The sequence below is a fragment of the Streptomyces acidiscabies genome, from assembly GCF_020010905.1.
GTDB classification, from domain to species: Bacteria; Actinomycetota; Actinomycetes; order Streptomycetales; family Streptomycetaceae; genus Streptomyces; species Streptomyces acidiscabies.
The window spans coordinates 1,556,967-1,574,815 of record NZ_JAGJBY010000001.1; the positions used below are offsets into that span (position 1 = coordinate 1,556,967).

Genomic DNA, 17,849 nt, shown 5'->3' on the forward strand with positions numbered 1-17,849 from the left:
ACGTGGGCGCGTGGCTACCGGAGTTTGCGCGCGGCCCTCCTCAGGTCGTACTCATGGATGAGGGCTTTCGCGTGGCCGTACGCCAGGTTGTGTTCGTGGCGCAGCCAGCTGACCTTCTCCTCGAAGCGGAGAGCGGGGCCTTCGTCTACGGTGCGCAGCCAGTCGGCTATTTCACGACCGGTGCAGTGGGGGATGCGGGCGAGCAGGTTGCGATGGGTCTCCTCGGAGAAGACTTGGGACATCGGCGCCTCCGGGGCGTTCGGGTGTAAGCCGGTCCTTCAAGTCACCGTGCCTGAGGGTTCGCCTGTTGGCAACAGTCCCGTCCCGGGGGAGTGGTGGGGAGGCGTGGCGTAGGCTCGCCGCGTGGTGGATACGACGCCGTTGTTGCGTGCGGTTGATTTGTTTGCGGATCGGCTTCGGGCTGCGCCGCAGAGTCGGCTCCAGCGGGGCGCTGCCGCTGAGGCTCTGCGGTTGGGTCAGGAGTTGGCCTCGTGGGCGCAGGCTGTTGAGGAGCCGGGGGTTGAGGCTCGGGTGATGCCTGATGCGGGGATGTTCGCTGTTGCCGATCAGATCACTGTTGCGGCTCATGATCTGGCGGTGGTGCTGGGGAGTGCGGAGGAGGTTGAGGAGGCGGTGCGGGTGGTGGAGGAGGCGCGGAAGAGGGCGGGGGTCTGAGGTTTGTACGCGGCTGACCCGCCGTGGGGGGCTGGTCGCGCAGTTCCCCGCGCCCCTAAAAAACGATGGTCACCGTGTGTTGAAAAGCGACGGTCACTTACCCCCCCCACCTCCTCCCCCACCCCCCTCACAAGCTCGCTATCACCCTGTCCGCCAAGATGTACACCGTCTCCTCCCCGCACTCGAACGTCAGCGTGTACGCCCCCGAGATCCCCGACCCGCCCAGCAGGATCGGCGCGTACCCGGCGGTCAGCGCGGACGCCAGGCGTTCCGCTGTTTCCCTGTGGCCCGGCGTCATGCACAGGGTCGTGCCGTCGGCGAAGACGTAGACGTCCAGCGTGCCCAGCGGGCCGGGGCGGACGTCCGTCAGTTCCACTCGCGCCGCCGCCAACTCCTCCAGCGTGCTGACCGTCCGCTCGTGGTCACCCATGACCGGAGACTGGACCGGCACAAAGTCGGGATGGGACGGGTGACGGCGTCGCGCGGCGGCGAGTTCGGGGGAGTCGCCCGCCGTCAATTCGTCCGCGTCCGAGGGGAGTTCACCCACCGGCTCCAGACCCAGCGGCTCAAAGCCGACGAAGTCGCTCTGCCGGGGAAGGAACAGCTCGCTGTCCGGCAGCCCGAGCAGCGACGGCGCGTCGGAGACGTCACGCGCCTCCTGCGCGGCCCAGAACGCCCGCGCCTCGGCCAGCTCCCGCTCCCGCTCCTCCGCGAGCGCCTCGGCGACAGCCGCGCGTATCCCGTCGGTGTCGGAGCTGCGCGCGGCGGGTACGAGACCATGCGCGAGGGCGGCGTGGTCGTCCGCGAGCTGGAGGCTCAGCTCCTTCACCTGGCGGCGCAGCGCCAGCAGGGTGCGCAGGACGGCGACACCCACGGCACCGGTGGCGGCCGTGGTGACCAGCAGGGCGATCGGCAAGGCGCTCACTGACGTACTCCCGGTTCAAAGTCGACCCCCGACTTCCTACCTCAGCTTGGCGGGCGGACTCTCCCACTGTCAGTGCGTAACGTCACGAAACGGACAGGACTTTGGGCCCGGGGAGGGTAGGTGGAACGGCCCTGAGCTGGGGAATTGTGGCGGCCAGGGAGATAGGTCACATCCTGGGTGAGATTGGATCACAAATCGGCCCGGAGTTCGGGGGAATCCCATACTCCGGGCCGACTACTACGTCAAGTGTCAATTCGACTACGTACGGCTGTCATCCGGCCGTCGGGACACCGGCTAGCTGAGCCGCTCGACGACCATCGCCATGCCCTGCCCGCCGCCCACGCACATGGTCTCCAGACCGAACTGCTTGTCGTGGAACTGGAGGGAGTTGATCAGCGTGCCCGTGATCCGCGCGCCGGTCATCCCGAAGGGGTGTCCTACGGCGATGGCGCCGCCATTCACGTTCAGGCGGTCCAGGTCGATGCCGAGGTCGCGGTAGGAGGGGATCACCTGCGCCGCGAACGCCTCGTTGATCTCGACGAGGTCGATGTCGCCGATGCCGAGCCCCGCGCGCTTCAGCGCCTGCTTGCTCGCCTCGACCGGGCCCAGGCCCATGATCTCGGGGGAGAGGCCGGAGACGCCGGTGGAGACGATCCGGGCGAGCGGGGTGAGGCCCAGCTCCCGCGCCTTCGTGTCGGACATGATGACGACCGCCGCCGCGCCGTCGTTCAGGGGGCAGCAGTTGCCCGCCGTCACCATGCCGTCGGGGCGGAACACCGGCTTCAGGCCCTCCACGCCCTCCAGCGTCACGCCCGCGCGCGGGCCGTCGTCCTTCGACACGACCGTGCCGTCCGGCAGCGTCACCGGCGTGATCTCGCGCTCCCAGAAGCCGTTCTTGAGCGCTTCCTCGGCCAGGTTCTGCGAGCGGACGCCGAACTCGTCCATGTCCCGGCGGGTCACGCCCTTCACGCGCGCCAGGTTCTCCGCCGTCTGACCCATCGCGATGTACGGGTCCGGTACGAGGCCGTCCTCGCGCGGGTCGTGCCACGTCGAGCCCGTCGACTGCGCGACCTCCGCCGTACGCGTCTGCGCCTCGGCGAACAAGGGGTTGGTCGTGTCCGGGAGGCCGTCCGAGCTGCCCTTGCGGTACCGGGAGACCATCTCGACGCCGGCCGAGATGAAGACGTCGCCCTCGCCCGCCTTGATCGCGTGCAGCGCCATGCGGCTCGTCTGGAGCGACGACGAACAGTAACGGGTGACCGTGCAGCCCGGGAGGTGGTCCATGCCCATCTGTACGGCGACGATGCGGCCCAGGTTGTAGCCCTGCTCGCCGCCCGGCAGGCCGCAGCCCAGCATCAGGTCGTCGATGTCGTGCGGGTCCAGCTCGGGGATCTTCGCGAGCGCGGCCTGGATGATCGTCGCGGTGAGGTCGTCCGGGCGGAGGTCCTTGAGGGAGCCCTTGTTGGCGCGGCCGATGGGGGAGCGGGCGGTCGAGACGATCACGGCTTCGGGCATCACGGCTCCATTGACGTTCACGGATCAGCTGGTGATTGGAAGTTACCCGTACGTAGGGGGTTGGTCACGGGGGTGGTGGTGTGACCCTGGCCGCAATTGTCTAAGCGCTTGCTTGGACGGTGCGAGCCCGAGCCGCACTGCTATGGTTACGCCACCGACAAGCCTCCCGGCGTGAACTCCCCGCCGCGGAGGCTTTTTTCATGCCTACACAGATCCAGATCCGTACGGCCGTCCCCTCCGACCGCCCCCTGATCGACCGCCTCTGGCTGATGTTCCGCCACGACCTCTCCGGCTTCCACGAGGTCCTCCCCTTCCCCGACGGCACGTTCCGCGCGGAGCGCGTGCACTCGGCGTTCACGGCCCCCGGCTGGGCCCCGTACCTATTCCTCACCCCCGACGACCGCCCCCTCGGCTTCTCCTTCGTCCGCGCCCTCGACACCCCCACGGCCATCATGAACACGTTCTTCATAGTCCGCGCGGCCCGCCGCCAGGGCCTCGGCCTCACCACAGCCCTCGACGTCATCTCCCGCCACCCGGGCCGCTGGGACATCGCCTTCCAGGACACGAACAGGAAGGCGGTCCACTTCTGGCGCCGGGTGGCCACGACGGCCGCGGATTCCTGGACGGAGGAACACCGGGTGGGCAACCCCGACCTGCCGCCGGACACGTGGATCTCGTTCGACACGAGGGCGGGGCGGCGGGCCTGACGGACACAGCGGTGCGGGCGGCCCAGTGGGTCCGCCCGCACCGCACACCGGGACCCGCTCTAGACCTCCGGCTCCCACTCCTCCAGCTGCCCGAAGACCTTGACGTCCCCGGAGACCTTCAGGGACGTCACAGGGTTACGGCCGTGGAGGTACAGGACCACTTCCTCGGCGGTGCCCTCGACGGAGGCCGTCGGCGGGGTGGCCGGAGGTGGAGTGGTGGCCTGCGCGCCCTCGGCGGAGAGTGTCAGGCGCCAGGCCGGGGCGTCCGTCGTGAGGAAGTCCAGGGTGGCCGGTGCGTGCGGCCAGGGGCCCGTCGTCGCGCAGCAGGTCGTCAGGAATTCCGCCACGCCGTCCTGGGCTATCTCCGCCGGGAGGGCGTGCGGGGCGCCCACGGTGAGCTGGGCGTCGTACGTGTGGATGAGGAGCTGCTGGAGCTGGTGCCGGGCCACCGCGCCCGTGGTCGGCGGGGACTGGGAGGGGCCCCACCAGGTCCAGCAGCCCTGGTCCGGGCCCGCCTCCGCGAGGGCGTCCAGGAGTTGCCGGGTCGACTCCGCGAGCCACTCCGAGATGGCCTCCCGGCCCTCGGGGAGCTCGGCCGTCACCGGCTGCGGACCGTCCGCAGGACCCGCCTTCACGATCAGCGCCCAGCGCCGGCGGCCCTCCCCGATGTGGTGGGCCAGGTCGGCCAGCGTCCACTCGGGGCACGTGGGGACCTGTACGTCGAGGCTGGGCGCGGCGGCGACGGCCGTACGGAACGCGGTGGAGCGTTCGTCGAGGAGGCGCAGCAGGTCGGGGAAGGCGAGTGTCGTGTGCACGCTGTTTTTTAGCACCGGGCATGACAGAAGAGACAGTGATTTATTCGGGTGAGCAGATGAACGCCTCCCGCGTAAGGTCCCCGCGTGGACCCAGCTGACTTCTACACCGGCATCGTCGCGGACCTGTACGCCCCCCTGAAGGCGCACTCCCAGGACCCCGACCTCTACGACACCTTCGTACGGCAGGCCGGCACCCCGGCGCTGGAGCTGGGCTGCGGGGACGGCGACCCCCTCCTCGAACTGCGCCGGCGCGGCCTGGACGTGGACGGCGTCGACTCCTCCGCCGACATGCTGGCCCGCCTGCGCCACAGGGCCGACGTACAGGGGACCGGCGTCACCACGTACCACCAGCGCATGGAGTCCCTCGACCTGCCCCGGCGCTACCGTTCCGTCTTCCTCGCGGGCCCGACCTTCAACCTGCTCCCCGACGACGCCACGGCCCTCGCGGCGCTGCGCGGCATAAAAAAGCACCTCGCCGAGGACGGCACCGCCCTGATCCCCCTGTTCACGCCGGCCCCCTCGGAGGAGATCGGCAAGGTCCGGACGGTCACCGCCCCCGACGGCGCCGAACTGCGCGTATCGATCGTGTCCGAGCGGCGCGACGAGCGGGCCCGTACCCAGACGACCGTCCTGCGGTACGAACGCCACCACGGCGAGGACAGCGTCGTCGAGGACCGCCCGTGGGTGCTGCACTGGTACCCCCGCGACCACTTCGAGCACCTCGCGGCGGAGGCCGGCCTGAAGGTCACGGAGGTCACCGGCGAGGACACGGGCGTACTGAACCTCTACCTGCGCCCCGCCTAAGCCGTCTGCGGCAGCCTCCTGCGCCGCCGCTTCAGCAGCGCCCACGGCCCCCGGGGCCCGGTCGGCATGGCCGCCGTGACCTCGGTCCCGGGCTCCGCCGCCGCCTCCGCCGCCGCGCGCGCCACCGGCAGGAACCCCTCGCGGCGCGAGACGTCCGGCCGCTCCTCCTCCTGCGGCCAGAGCCCGAGGGCCGCGCAGAGCGTGGGGAGGACGGCCATCGCGGCCGTCGCGTACCCCTCCGCCGACGGGTGGTAGTGGTCCGGCCCGAACAGCTCGCGCGGATTCGCCTCGAACTCGGGCCCGAGGAGGTCGCCGAGCGAGACCGTACGGCCGCCCTGCTCGACCGTCCCGATCGTCTGCGCCGCCGCCAATTGGCGGGACGCTCTGCGGGCCAGCCATCTGAGGGGCTGGCCGACGGGCTCGATCGTGCCGAGGTCGGGACACGTGCCGACGACCACCTCCGCGCCGGTGGTGCGCAGGCGCCGTACCGCCGAGGACAGGTGACGTACGGAACGGGTCGGCGGCATGCGGTGGGTGACGTCGTTCGCGCCGACGATGATCACGCAGATGTCCGGCACCTGTTCGGCCGAGCCGACGACCAGCGCCACCTGCCGGTCCAGGTCGTCGGACTGGGCGCCGGGGAGGGAGACGTTGCGCAGGAGCACGGGGCGCTCGGCGACGGCGGCCAGGCCGGAGGCCAGCAGCGCGCCCGGCGTCTGGGAGGCCCGGTGGACCCCCTGCCCGGCGGCCGTGGAGTCGCCGAGGAGAACCAGGCGCAGGGGTTCCTCGCCGGTCGCGTAGACACCGCCGTACAGGCCGTCCGCCTGCGGCACCCGCGCGGACGTGCCGTTCTCCACATGGCGGCGCGCCCACCGGGCCTCCGCGAGCAGCAGCCCCATCGCCGCGGCCCCGGCCAGCCCGACGCCCCCGCCGCCGTAAGCCGCGCCCGCCGCGATCCGCCGGGCCACCCGTGCCCTCGACATGCTGGTCATACCTGTCCGCCACCTCCCTCGTCGCCGTACAACCTCTCCTTGCCCCGTACGACCCGTCGGCCAATCTCACCCAGGAGTGAACACGTTTAGGCTGGCGACCATCACGACCACGTTTTTTGCAAGCAACCGGAGACAACGGTGCAATTCCACGACTCGATGATCAGCCTCGTCGGCAACACCCCGCTGGTGAGGCTCAACAACGTCACCAAGGGCATCCAGGCCACCGTTCTGGCGAAGGTCGAGTACTTCAACCCCGGCGGTTCCGTGAAGGACCGCATCGCCCTGCGGATGATCGAGGCGGCGGAGGAGAGCGGCGCGCTCAAGCCGGGCGGCACCATCGTCGAGCCGACCAGCGGGAACACCGGCGTGGGGCTCGCGATCGTGGCGCAGCAGAAGGGGTACCACTGCATCTTCGTGTGCCCCGACAAGGTGAGCACGGACAAGATCAACGTGCTGCGGGCGTACGGCGCCGAGGTCGTCGTCTGCCCCACCGCCGTCGACCCGGAGCACCCGGACTCGTACTACAACGTCTCCGACCGGCTGGTGCGCGAGACGCCCGGCGCGTGGAAGCCGGACCAGTACTCCAACCCGAACAACCCCCTCTCCCACTTCCACTCCACCGGCCCGGAGCTGTGGGAGCAGACCGAGGGGAAGATCACACACTTCGTCGCCGGCGTCGGCACGGGCGGCACGATCTCCGGCACCGGCCGGTACCTGAAGGACGCGAGCGACGGCAAGGTCCAGGTCATCGGCGCCGACCCCGAGGGCTCCGTGTACTCCGGCGGCTCGGGACGGCCGTACCTCGTCGAGGGCGTCGGTGAGGACTTCTGGCCGACCGCGTACGACCGGACCGTCGTGGACGACATCGTCGCCGTCTCCGACAAGGACTCCTTCCAGATGACCCGCCGCCTCGCGAAGGAGGAGGGTCTCCTGGTCGGCGGGTCCTGCGGGATGGCGGTCGTGGGGGCGCTGCGGGTGGCCGAGCAGCTCGGTCCCGACGACGTGGTCGTCGTGCTGCTGCCGGACAGCGGGCGCGGGTACCTGTCGAAGATCTTCAACGACGAGTGGATGGCCGACTACGGCTTCCTGGAGGACGAGGGCCCCAGCGCCCGCGTCAGCGACGTCCTCGACGACAAGGTGCACGGCGCGATCCCGTCCCTCGTGCACATGCACCCCGAGGAGACCGTCGGGGAGGCGATCGAGGTGCTGCGCGAGTACGGGGTCTCGCAGATGCCCGTCGTGAAGCCGGGCGCCGGGCACCCGGACGTCATGGCCGCGGAGGTCGTCGGGTCCGTCGTCGAGCGGGAACTGCTCGACGCGCTGTTCAACAACCGGGCGTCGCTCGTGGACCCGCTGGAGAAGCACATGTCCGCGCCGCTGCCGCAGGTCGGCTCCGGGGAGCCGGTCGCCGACCTGATGTCGGTGCTGGGCGAGGCGGACGCGGCGATCGTGCTCGTCGAGGGCAAGCCGAAGGGGGTCGTGAGCAGGCAGGACCTGCTGGCGTTCCTCGCGAAGGGCGGCAAGTAAGCCGGACGGCGCCGGGGGTGTACGGCGGGGAAACCTGCGGTGAACCCCCGGGCCGGCCGCCGGACTTCCGCTTCGCCCGCCCGCACGACGGACTTCGCGGAAGTGGTACGAGCGCGTCACGTCCGCGCAGCACACGCTTAACACGAGTCCGGCACATTAGGGGATGTCGGCAGGCGGGAGCGGCTCCCCGCCGAACCGGCAACCAAAACGGCGTCACGGACCTCCGGAGCGGCTCCCGGACCTCCACAGACGCCAGGACGCAGGGCCTAGCTCGCGTCCCCCGCGGGGACCGCCGTCGTCCCGCCCCCCTTACCGGGGGTGCGGCGGTCCCCGCCTATCTTTGCGCCTAAACCGGCGCCGCTCTCGCGGAGGTGGCTGGGCGCCGTGGGGGTTGCTCAATTGATGGTTGCGGGTTTTTCGCCGGTCTTCTGCTGCTGCGAGGATGTTTCGTATGCCGCTTCCCCAGCCCAACGGGCTGACCTCGCTCGTCCTGCGTACGGACTTCACTGACGACCGTGCGTGGGAAGCGCTGCGTGCGGTGCTGGGGGCCGATGCCACGTGTGTGGACGATGTCCGGTACGACGGGGTCGAGGTCGGGGCGCTGCTCTCGGAGGATCTGCATCACGTCTTCCTCGCGGACGGCCTCGCCCAGCGCGAACACCTGCTGCTGGCCCTCGACCTGGCGGATCTGGTGGGGGCGACGTTGCGGGTGCCGGTCGGGGTGTTCGCGCAGGTGTCGGCGTATCTGTCGTCCGGCGCCGCCGAGCTGGAGGACTACCTGTGCCAGGCGGTCAGTCCTCCCAGCGGTCCTCCCCGCGCTTCTTCCGGCGTCCCCGCAGCGCCTCCAGCAGCTCGGGGGTGGAGCGGAACGCGTGGACCGCGTTGACGCCCACGATGCCCGTCCACGTGATCAGGAGGCCCGGGAGGTCTGCGTTTACCGCGCCGATTGCTGAGAGTGGGATCGCCAGGACCAGGGAGACTATGCCGAAGCCGAAGCGTTCGCCCCAGGAGTCCGTGGCGTGGGGGGTGCGTGAGTCCCTTGCTGCGGACATCTGCTGTTCCGCGAACTGGCGGCGTACCCGGCGTTCCACCGCGCCGTCTATTCGCTGGTCCACCTTTTCCAGGAACGACTCGACCAGCGCCGAGTCGTACTCCTCGCCCAGTTCCCTGCGCGCGTGCAGGGTCGCGTCCAGTTCCTTCTTCAGTTCGGTGTCCCGGCCCGCTGTCATCGTTGTCTCCTCAATCCCCTGGAACCTTCTCCAGGCTAGGGAGCGGGGGCCTCGGCCGCACGGGGGATAGCCCCCCTCTTCGGGGTGGGGGGCGCCGGGAGGAGGCCCACGGACTCCAGCGTGTGCCTGTGCGCGGGGCCGATGTCGCTGAGGTGTACGTCGACGCCCCTGCCGCGCAGCTCTCCCACCGCGTCCTTCAGCGCGAGCGCGCCTGTCGCGTCCATCGCCGTCAACCCCGAGAGTTTCAGCTCCACCTCGTTCACTCCGTGGACGTCCGTGAGGGCTCTGCGGAGGCTGTGGGCGCCGGCGAAGAGGAGGGGGCCGTCGTAGCGGAGGCTGATCGATTCTGTGCCGGGGTGTTCGTTCGTGGCGGCGGGGGTCAGGCGGGTGGTGGTCGCCGCGGCCTTGAGGGCGAGGACTGTGGAGACGGCCAGGCCGATGAGGACGGCTCGGACCAGGTCTAGGGCGAGGGTGGAGGCTGCGGTGAGGAGGAGGACGAGAGCGTCGCCCTTGGTGGCTCGGGCCATGGCTCTTACCGGGCCGGTTTCCACCATGCGGATGGCTGTTGCCAGGAGGACTCCGGCGAGGGCTGCCAGCGGGATGCGGGAGACCAGGGGGGCGGCTGCTGCGACGATTCCGGCGAGGATTACTGCGTGGGTTAGGGCTGCTAGGCGGGAGGTGGCGCCGGTTCTTACGTTTACTGCTGTGCGGGCGATTGCGCCTGTTGCTGGGACTCCGCCGAAGAGGGGGGCCGCTAGGTTGGCGATTCCCTGGCCGAAGAGTTCTTTTGAGGGGTTGTGGGCGGGTGCGGCGCCGTCGTGGTTGTTCGCGCCCCGCGGCGGAGCCGCAAATTGATGCAGCCCCGCGCCCCTGAAAGACCCTTCCGGACGCCGGTTCTTTGACATTTCGTCTGCTACCGATGCGGAGAGTAGCGATTCCAGTGCCGCCAAGGCGGCTACTGCTACCGCTGGGGCCAGGAGCGTTGGGATTCGGGTTACGTCCAGGAAGCCGAGCGACGGAGTCGGTAGGGACGCTGGGAGGGTGCCGATTCTTGTTACGTTCAGGTGCAGGGTTTCCGCTACGGCCGTCGCGATCCCCACCGCCGCCAGCGAGAACGGGATCGTCGGTTTCCATCTTGCCCCCGCCAGTACCAGCGCCGCCGAACCTGTCGACAGGAGCAGCGCTGGCCAGTGCGGAGCCGCCTCGAACTCCTCCGCCGCCCTTGCCGCCACCGCCGCCACCTGTTCGCCGTGCGGTACGGGGACTCCTAGCGCGTTCGGGATCTGCTGGAGGGCGATCACCGCCGCGATGCCCACCGTGAAACCCGCGATCACCGGGGCCGGGACGTACGCCATCGCCGCGCCCGCTCTCGCGAAGGACAGGGCGATCAGGATCAGGCCCGCGAGGAGGCCGACCGTGAGGACGCCGTCGGGGCCGTAGTGGTGGACGATCGGGACCAGTACGACCGTCATCGCGCCCGTCGGGCCGGAGACCTGGCGTGCGCTGCCGCCGAACAGTGCCGCGAGGGCGCCGGCGACGATCGCGGTCGCCAGGCCGGACGCGGCGCCCAGTCCTGAGCTGACGCCGAAGCCGAGAGCCAGGGGGAGGGCGACCACGGCGACGGTCAGGCCGCAGAGGAGGTTGCGGCGGGGGTCGTGGGTGAGGGTGCGGAGGTCGGTGAGAGTGGGGAGGGGGAGGTTCATGGGGGTGCTTCTTCACGGGGTGAGGAGCGGTGGGGTGGGTTGGGGGCGTACGGGTGCTCGGCGTACGGCAGTTGGCGAACTCCCGTACGCCGTACCGTCGTTCCGCCTGTCACGGCAGCAGCGACACCAGCCCCGTGTCCAAGTCGAAGCGCGCCGCCGTCACTTGGGCCTCCGCGAACGCGGGATCCGTGCGGATCGCGTCGCGGACCCACGTCGTGTGGGCGGTCATGGTGTGTTCGGCCCAGTCGCCGGGGTTCGCGCGGGTGCGGTGGGCCGCCGGGGTGATCTCCTCGACGAGGAGTTCGAGGTGGCCGGGGACCTCGTCGCCGGTGCGGAGGTGGTCGAGGGTGGCGGCGATCGCGCCGCAGCGTTCGTGGCCGAGGACCAGGACGAGGGGGATGCCGAGTTCGGTCACGCCGTACTGGATCGAGCCGAGCACCGCCTCGTCCAGGACCTGGCCCGCCGTCCTTATGCACAGGACGTCGCCGAGGCCCTGGTCGAAGATCAGCTCGGGCGGGACGCGGGAGTCGATGCAGCCCAGGACGATCGCGTACGGGTGCTGGGCGCCCGCGAGGGTGTGGCGCAGGCGGCGGTCCTCGTGGGGGTGGCTGGAGCGGCCCTCGGCGTACCGCTTGTTGCCGGCGAGGAGTTCGGTCAGGGCTGCGGACGCCGTGGTCGGGGGGCCGGTGCGGAGGGGGCGGCTTCTTCGCGGGGTGCGGGTCGCGGCTGCGGCCGGGGCGGTGGCCAGGGCGCCGACGGCGGTGGCCGTCAGGAAGGCCCGGCGGTTGGAGGGCATGACGCATCCTCGGGGTCGTACCAAGAACCCTCGGCGGAGGGTCTGTTCACGGTATGCGCCTGATTCATCACGGTGTGTGCCTGTTTAACGACACTTTGTGTTTTCGTGTTCAGATCATCGCCGGTCCGATACGGGGGCTTGACGGGGTGACGGCCTCGGCGCCGGGTGTATAACAACATGCAGGAACCATGCAGCCTGAATAGCCAGGGGGAGCACAAGAATGAGCGTGTCCGAGGGCCCCGCCGCCCGGCTCCAGACGCTCTTCGAGGGGCACCGGCTCACGCCGACGCAGCGGAGGATCGCGCACAGCATGGTCCGGCGGGCCGCGGATGTGCCGTTCCTGTCGAGTGTCGAGCTGGCGGAGCTGGCGGGGGTGAGCCAGCCGTCCGTGACGCGGTTCGCCGTGGCGCTCGGGTTCGACGGGTATCCCGCTCTGCGGCGCCACCTTCGCGAGGTCGCGCCGGGTGACCGGGCGGCCTCCTCCCAGGACTACAACGCCTACCAGCAGGCCGTCGAGGCGGAGATCGAGAACCTGCGGCACCTCGCGGAGGTCCTCGCGGACCCCGGGCCCGTCCGTCGCGCCGGTCAACTCCTCGCGGCGTCCCGCCCCTTGCCGGTCCTCGGTCTGCGGGCGGCGGCCTCCCAGGCGTACGGGTTCTCGTACTTCGCGGCCAAGGTCCACCCGGATGTCCGGCTCCTCGACGAGGGGGGCTCGATGCTCCAGGACCGCATCGACGCGGTGGTCCGCGCGGGGGCGAGCGCACTCCTGTGCTTCGCGCTGCCGCGTCACCCGAAGGAGGTCCTGGACACCCTGACGTACGCGAAGGGGGCGGGCCTCACGGTCGTCACGGTCGCCGACTCGGCGTTCGCGCCGGTGGCGAAGGCGTCGGATCTGCTGCTGCCGGCGGCGGTGGGGACGGGGTTGGCGTTCGACACGGCGTGTGCGCCGATGTTGCTGGGTCGGGTGCTGCTGGAGGCGATGTGCGACGACTTGCCGGATGCGCAGGCTCGGTTGGAGGAGTTCGATGCGGGGGCGTTGGCGCGGGGGTTGTTCGTGGAGTGAGGCGGGTTGGGGGGTGTGTGCATTCGGGCGGCGGGGGTGGGGGGTGCTGCTGAGGCTTCCGGCTGCGGGTCGGGTGGGTGGCTGCGGTGGGTGCGGTGGGTGGCTGGGGTAGGGGCGTTGCCGCTCACCCGCGCTTGCGGGGTGCCGCTGCGCCCACCCGTGCCGCCCCTAGCGGCACGACTGCCCGCAGCTACGCGGGGCGAGTGGAGCGGGTGCGGGGCGGTGGGGGCGGCACGGCTGGCCGCAGTTGGGTGGGGCGAGTGAAGTGGGTGCGGGTCCGTGGGGGGTGGCCCGACTGCCCGCAGCTACGCGGGTTGGGTGGACGGGTGCGGGGCGGTGGGGGTGGCGCGGCTGGTCGCAGCTGCGGGAGCGGGGTGGGGCGGGTAGGCGGTGGTGCGGGTGGTGGGAGCTGGTCCGACCGTGGTGGTGCGGGTGGTTGTGCGTGGCGGGGGCTGGTCCGACTGTGGTGGTGCGGGGCGTTGTGAGTGGCGGGGACTGGTCCGGCCTAAAGGGGCGCGGGGAACTGCGCGATCAGCCACGATGCTGCCGCACTCGCCTACGTACCGATGCCACCCGAGTTATTAGGCGTCCCCCCCCCCCCACTCTCAGACTCGTCTCACGTTCACTCGGTAGCTTCCGTGGAATGGAACGTCGGTGACTAGGAGGCGGGTGGCATGGTGCGTGGAGGACAGGGACTGGCACGGGTGGCCGTCGTCGTGAGGGCGGGGGCCGGGCCGTGGTGGTGGTGTGGGGTGTTCGCGGCCGGGGTCGGGGTGCTCGTGCCGGGGGTTACCGGGCGACGGGTCGGTGTGTTCGCCGGTGCCGCGTTGTTCATCCTTGCCGCCGCCATCACCGCGTACACCCACCGCAAGCGGTACACCATCCTCGCCCAAGCCGCGGCACGCGCAGGCAAGCACGACGCCCTCCAGGACCGCGCGGTCACCGTACGCAACTGGCGCCACGGCAACCGCTGGTGGCTCCTCCTCGCCCTCACCCTCGCGATCGTCAGCTCCTTCGCCGTCCCCGCAGCCGCAGGCATGCTCATCGCCGGCTACGGAACCGGCCTGCGCCTGAAGTCCGCCTGGCTGGGCCGCCGCGAACGGACCGAGGGCGAACTCCTCTGGGTACGAGTGGACTGGCTGGGCCGATACGGCGGCGCCCCGGCGGGCAAGGCGGTGAAGGGCTACCGCAGCACCGGCATCGCGGCGGGCGACGCGGCCCCCGGAGGAGCGCGCCGCCGCACCACGGTCGGCGCCTGAGGCGAGCCCTCAGACCTCCAGCTCCTCCTCGATCCGCTTCAACTGGTGCCGCGCCATCGCCAGGTTGGACCGCTTCGCGTCCAGGACGAGGTACAGGAACAGCCCGTTGCCGCCGCGCCCGCTGAGGAGCCGCAGGAGGTGGTACTGGTCGGAGAGGGTGATGAGGATGTCCTCGATCTGCCCCTTCAGACCGAGGTGCTCCATCGTCCGCATCTTCGCGCGGACGACGTCCGTGTTGCCGGCAGCCGCGACGTTGAGGTCGAAGCTCTTGCTGCCGCCGAGCGTGCCGAGGGCCATGCCGCTCGTGTAGTCGACGAGGGCGACGGCGGTGGCCCCCTCGATGGACGCGAGGGCTTCCTTGAGGGCGGTCTCGGTGTTGGCCATGATCGTTGGGTTCCTTTCAACTCTCGGTGGTGGCACGCGTGTTGTCGGTGGGGGCGCGAGCCGGTCTGGCGGGCAGTGGGGGGAGTGGGGGGAGCTTGGGGAGGGGCGTGCTCGTGGCCGCCCCTGTCGTACTGGTCTTTTTCGCGGCACTGGTGGAGGCCCCCGGCTTCTTCACGGCACTCGTCTTCGCGGCCTCTCTCGCAGCGGCGTTCTCCCCGGCCGCCGAGTCCACCAACTCCCCGATCCGCGCCCCGGTCCGCCGCCCTTCGAGGTGCAACCGGCCGACGTTCACCCGGTCTTGGGCGAGCAGCGTCAGCACGGCGGCCTCCCCGGCGGCGTACGTCGCGACGTACCCGTACACCCCCCGCACGAGCAACTCGCGCAACTCCCCCTGCCCGGTCTCGTCCGCGAGGCGTACGGCGACGCCGAGCGCCGCGGCAGTGAGCGCGGCGACCCCCTCCGGCTCGACCCCCGGTGTGTCCGCGGCGAGCACCAGCCCGTCGACGCTGGCCGCGAGTGCGCCGGTGAGCTGGGGCACGGAGGCCCGCAGTCTTCTCAACTCGTCGAGTATCTCGGCCTCGTGAGTAGTCATCAGATCTCTCCTCTCGGGCTGCGGTCGCTGCCGCTCAAAGGGCCTCCAGCGCATCTCTGAGCCTTTTCAGCAGGGTGAGTTGGGGGTCGTCGTCAGGAACGGCCGTAGGGGGCAAGGCAGTTGGCGAGCCATAAGTCACCGTCACCAACCCCGCCGCCGCGAGCCGCCGTACGTCGAGCAGCGTGGGGAAGGCCCGCCGCCCCAGCCGGTGCGCGATCCCGGTCGCCGTGCGTTCCCCGTCGACCTCGGCGAGGACGGCCCGTCTGCGCGCGGGGAGCCAGCGCGGCGGAGGGTGGGAGTCGACGAGGCGCAGTGGCGCGTCGTCCGTGCGGGCTTCCGGCCAGAGCCGGTCGAGCAGGGCCCGGCGCCGGCGCGTCTCGCGCTCCAGGAGCCCGGCGTCGACGGGCTGTACGGGGCCGGGGTCGTACCCGGTGTCGTCGTACCGGAAACGGGCGGGGGCGTCACCCGGCGTCAGGGTGAAGTACGCGGCGTCGAAGAGCGCCCCCAGCAGGCAGAGTTCCCCGGCGCCACGCGCTAACCGCCCTTCCCGGACGAGGAGTTGGAGGCTCTCGCGGGTTCCCAGGAGGGCTTCGGGGCCCGGCGTCGCGGCGCTCTCGCCGTACACCACCCGCCCCCGGACCAGGTGCAGCGCGCCGCTGTCCCGCATCAGCACCCCGCTCGCCTCCTCGGCCGCGAGCCGGGCGAGGAGCGGGGCCACCTCGCCGGTGACGTGCTCGCGGACGGGGAGCGCTGTCATGACGGCCATCACCCCAGCACCAGCTTCCCGGCCATTTCTTCGAGCCGGATGCGCGCGAGCGCGAGGTTGCCGTCGCGGCGGCCGAGCCACACGTGGAGGAAGACGCTGCTGTCGAAGTCGGTGCGGACGAACCGGAGGAGGTGGTAGCTGTCGCGGTTGCTGATGATGAGGTCCTCGACCGAGGGGTCATCGGCAACGACATCAGCACCGGCGTCCGGCGTCTCCGGCGCGAACGCCCGTTGTTCGACGGTCAGTCGGGCCACCTCCGCCGCCTCGGTCGCCGCCGCCTCCGCGTCCCCGCCGGGGAACTCCCCGACGGAGCCCAGCGCGAGCCCGCTGGTCCAGTCGACCAGGGCAGCGCCCCGGGCTCCGGGCAGGCGCATGGCCTCCAGCAGACACTCGTCGATTCCGGGCACCGCGGTTCCCCTCCCTCCTCGGTTACGGCTGAGTGAGAGAGACGCTACAGACCGTGTGTGCGACGAGTGAGGTGTTTGGCATTTCCCCTTGGAAAATGCCAACGGCAAGCTAGAGTGGGCGAGTTTGCCTGGTTTTCGGGCTTATGGAACGCCCAGGTCGCGGGCGTGCGTCAAGGGCGCTCGGGCTCGCCCAGGGTGGTGAGCGCGTCGCCGTACGCCCCTCCGGCCTCGGCGAGGATCTCCGCCGTCGTCTGGGCCGCACGGACGAGCGCGAACCTGGTGTGGCCGTCCGCGCCGGGTACGTACCCGTAAAGGGCGGGCCGGGGAAGGGAGTTGTACGCGTAGTGGTGGGCGAAGTAGTACGCGCCCGTGTCCAACGCCGCCGCGTAGTCGCCCTGTTCGAGCAGCGGGAGCGAACGCCCGCGCGCCAGCAGGTCGCCCGAGAAGCACGCCGGACCGGCGACGTCCTGCACGGCCTCGGGGCCGCTCTTGGCGCGGCCCTTCGCGTCGTACGCGGCGATCCTGAGCGGCCACGAGCCCGGCATGTACACGGTCCGGGTCGCCACCTGGACGCCCGCGTGCGTCACCGCGATGCGCCGCCCGCCCGCGCTCTTCGCGTACTCCACCCGCGCGACCACCGTGCCCTGCTTGGCCAGCAGCGAGCGGCCGAACTCGGTGACCAGCCCGTACCGGCCGTCGAACAGTCCCGGGACCGCCTCTTTCAGGAGGCGGGCGTACTGCGCGTACGTCGGTGTGGTCTCCTCCGAGGCGTAGTTCACCGGCAGGCCGCCGCCGATGTCCACGGTGTCGATCTGGCGGCGGCCGATCCGCCGGTTGATCTCCTCGACCAGCGCGTACGCCTCCGCGACACCGCGCGCCATCAGCGTCAGCGGCACGCCCTGCGAGCCGGTGTGCGCGTGCAGGCGGGTCAGCCACGGGCGCTCCGCGTACGCGCCGATCACCCACTCCCGCGCGCCCTCGTCCCGCAGCGCGACGCCGAACTTCGAGGTGGGGGTGGCCGTCGAGGTCGACTCGATGGTGCCGCCGCCGACCTGCGGGTTCACCCGGATGCCGATGGGGGAGGCGCTCGGCGTCTCGCGCCGCAGGGCGTCGATCCGGGCCAGTTCCTGCGGGTTGTCCGCGTTCACCGCGATCCCCAGGGCCAGCGCCTCGCGCAGCTCCGCCGGGGTCTTCGCCGGGGAGTCGAGTACGGTCGACTGCGCGCCGAATCCCGCGGCGCGCGCGAGGGCGAGCTCGCCGGGGCTCGCGACCTCGGCGCCGATGCCGGCCTCGCGCAGCAGGCGCAGTACCGGTACCAGAGGGGTGGCCTTGACGGCGAAGGCGTGCAGGACCGGGGTGCCCGGTGGGACGACGGCGTCGAACGCGGCCGTCAGCCCCGCCGCCGACTCCTTGATGCCGGTGACGTCCAGGAGGCCCACGATCGGCGTGTCCGGGCCCAGCAGGCCCTGTTCCACCGCCGCGCGGACCGCGTCGTCCCGGCGTACCGCCCGTCCGTCGTCCGCCGCTCGCCCGTCTGCCGTCTGCCGCACATCAGCCCCCGTCGAGGTGGTCCGGTACCCGTACTGCCGTGTCGTCTCCGTCGGCCGGAGCATGCCCCGGCTCGCGCCTCGGTGTGCTCCTCCTTCCAGCCAAACACCCGTACGGCGTGCGTGTCGGTTCCCCGCCCTAT

General features: G+C 71.1%; 20 protein-coding genes. 7 read left to right on the forward strand and 13 right to left on the reverse strand.

Going from position 1 to position 17,849, the window contains the following annotated elements:
• Positions 1–14: 14 nt before the first annotated feature.
• Positions 15–242, reverse strand: a complete 228-nt coding sequence (locus J8M50_RS07460) for a DUF4287 domain-containing protein (RefSeq protein WP_010352317.1) — start codon at positions 240–242, stop codon at positions 15–17.
• Between the two features lie 121 nt (positions 243–363).
• On the opposite strand from J8M50_RS07460, the gene J8M50_RS07465 reads away from it, so the two are divergent.
• A complete protein-coding gene (locus tag J8M50_RS07465) occupies positions 364–675 on the forward strand; it encodes a hypothetical protein (protein ID WP_010352318.1) in 312 nt (103 codons plus the stop codon).
• Positions 676–802: 127 nt separating this feature from the next.
• Here J8M50_RS07465 and J8M50_RS07470 read toward each other — a convergent pair whose 3' ends face one another.
• Positions 803–1,600: a hypothetical protein gene (locus tag J8M50_RS07470; RefSeq protein WP_010352319.1), complete on the reverse strand. Its 798-nt coding sequence runs from the start codon at positions 1,598–1,600 to the stop codon at positions 803–805.
• Between the two features lie 294 nt (positions 1,601–1,894).
• Complete coding sequence (locus tag J8M50_RS07475; RefSeq protein ID WP_010352320.1) at positions 1,895–3,115, reverse strand: acetyl-CoA C-acetyltransferase; 1,221 nt, start codon at positions 3,113–3,115, stop codon at positions 1,895–1,897.
• A 200-nt stretch (positions 3,116–3,315) separates the two neighbouring features.
• Here J8M50_RS07475 and J8M50_RS07480 point away from each other — a divergent pair, with 200 nt between their 5' ends.
• Positions 3,316–3,822: a GNAT family N-acetyltransferase gene (locus tag J8M50_RS07480; protein WP_010352321.1), complete on the forward strand. Its 507-nt coding sequence runs from the start codon at positions 3,316–3,318 to the stop codon at positions 3,820–3,822.
• Positions 3,823–3,881: 59 nt separating this feature from the next.
• Here J8M50_RS07480 and J8M50_RS07485 read toward each other — a convergent pair whose 3' ends face one another.
• Entirely contained in the window at positions 3,882–4,637 is a 756-nt protein-coding gene (locus J8M50_RS07485) for a maleylpyruvate isomerase family mycothiol-dependent enzyme (protein ID WP_010352322.1), read from the reverse strand.
• Positions 4,638–4,721: 84 nt separating this feature from the next.
• Between J8M50_RS07485 and J8M50_RS07490 the strand changes: the two genes are divergently transcribed.
• Positions 4,722–5,441 carry a class I SAM-dependent methyltransferase gene (locus tag J8M50_RS07490; RefSeq protein WP_010352323.1) on the forward strand — a complete coding sequence of 240 codons (720 nt, stop codon included), beginning with the start codon at positions 4,722–4,724 and terminating at the stop codon, positions 5,439–5,441.
• Here J8M50_RS07490 and J8M50_RS07495 read toward each other — a convergent pair.
• A complete protein-coding gene (locus J8M50_RS07495; protein ID WP_010352324.1) occupies positions 5,438–6,433 on the reverse strand; it encodes an SGNH/GDSL hydrolase family protein in 996 nt (331 codons plus the stop codon). The genes J8M50_RS07490 and J8M50_RS07495 overlap by 4 nt on opposite strands.
• A gap of 138 nt (positions 6,434–6,571) precedes the next feature.
• On the opposite strand from J8M50_RS07495, the gene J8M50_RS07500 reads away from it, so the two are divergent.
• Positions 6,572–7,960 carry a cystathionine beta-synthase gene (locus tag J8M50_RS07500; RefSeq protein WP_010352325.1) on the forward strand — a complete coding sequence of 463 codons (1,389 nt, stop codon included), beginning with the start codon at positions 6,572–6,574 and terminating at the stop codon, positions 7,958–7,960.
• A 451-nt stretch (positions 7,961–8,411) separates the two neighbouring features.
• A complete protein-coding gene (locus J8M50_RS07505) occupies positions 8,412–8,846 on the forward strand; it encodes a DUF6924 domain-containing protein (protein WP_029183655.1) in 435 nt (144 codons plus the stop codon).
• Here the strand turns inward: J8M50_RS07505 and J8M50_RS07510 are convergent.
• The 3 genes from J8M50_RS07510 to J8M50_RS07520 form a co-directional block, all read right to left on the reverse strand.
• Positions 8,752–9,189 carry a hypothetical protein gene (locus tag J8M50_RS07510; protein ID WP_010352327.1) on the reverse strand — a complete coding sequence of 146 codons (438 nt, stop codon included), beginning with the start codon at positions 9,187–9,189 and terminating at the stop codon, positions 8,752–8,754. The two genes, J8M50_RS07505 and J8M50_RS07510, sit on opposite strands and share 95 nt — an antisense overlap.
• 35 nt (positions 9,190–9,224) lie before the next feature.
• Positions 9,225–10,892: a SulP family inorganic anion transporter gene (locus tag J8M50_RS07515; RefSeq protein WP_010352328.1), complete on the reverse strand. Its 1,668-nt coding sequence runs from the start codon at positions 10,890–10,892 to the stop codon at positions 9,225–9,227.
• A gap of 109 nt (positions 10,893–11,001) precedes the next feature.
• Positions 11,002–11,688, reverse strand: a complete 687-nt coding sequence (locus J8M50_RS07520; protein WP_010352329.1) for a carbonic anhydrase — start codon at positions 11,686–11,688, stop codon at positions 11,002–11,004.
• 220 nt (positions 11,689–11,908) lie between these two features.
• On the opposite strand from J8M50_RS07520, the gene J8M50_RS07525 reads away from it, so the two are divergent.
• Positions 11,909–12,751, forward strand: a complete 843-nt coding sequence (locus J8M50_RS07525) for a MurR/RpiR family transcriptional regulator (protein WP_010352330.1) — start codon at positions 11,909–11,911, stop codon at positions 12,749–12,751.
• 674 nt (positions 12,752–13,425) lie between these two features.
• Positions 13,426–14,010, forward strand: a complete 585-nt coding sequence (locus tag J8M50_RS07530; protein ID WP_075661564.1) for a hypothetical protein — start codon at positions 13,426–13,428, stop codon at positions 14,008–14,010.
• A gap of 9 nt (positions 14,011–14,019) precedes the next feature.
• On the opposite strand, the gene J8M50_RS07535 is transcribed toward J8M50_RS07530, so the two are convergent.
• From J8M50_RS07535 to J8M50_RS07555, 5 genes are all read right to left on the reverse strand, one after another.
• Positions 14,020–14,394, reverse strand: a complete 375-nt coding sequence (locus J8M50_RS07535) for a roadblock/LC7 domain-containing protein (RefSeq protein ID WP_010352332.1) — start codon at positions 14,392–14,394, stop codon at positions 14,020–14,022.
• Positions 14,395–14,410: 16 nt separating this feature from the next.
• Positions 14,411–14,986 carry a roadblock/LC7 domain-containing protein gene (locus tag J8M50_RS07540; RefSeq protein ID WP_010352333.1) on the reverse strand — a complete coding sequence of 192 codons (576 nt, stop codon included), beginning with the start codon at positions 14,984–14,986 and terminating at the stop codon, positions 14,411–14,413.
• Positions 14,987–15,020: 34 nt separating this feature from the next.
• Positions 15,021–15,743: a hypothetical protein gene (locus J8M50_RS07545; RefSeq protein WP_050987180.1), complete on the reverse strand. Its 723-nt coding sequence runs from the start codon at positions 15,741–15,743 to the stop codon at positions 15,021–15,023.
• An 8-nt stretch (positions 15,744–15,751) separates the two neighbouring features.
• Positions 15,752–16,159 carry a hypothetical protein gene (locus tag J8M50_RS07550; protein WP_010352335.1) on the reverse strand — a complete coding sequence of 136 codons (408 nt, stop codon included), beginning with the start codon at positions 16,157–16,159 and terminating at the stop codon, positions 15,752–15,754.
• Between the two features lie 170 nt (positions 16,160–16,329).
• The gene (locus J8M50_RS07555; protein ID WP_010352336.1) at positions 16,330–17,772 is read right to left on the reverse strand and encodes a type III PLP-dependent enzyme domain-containing protein; all 1,443 of its coding nucleotides are present in this window, start codon (positions 17,770–17,772) and stop codon (positions 16,330–16,332) included.
• Between the last annotated feature and the right edge of the window lie 77 nt (positions 17,773–17,849).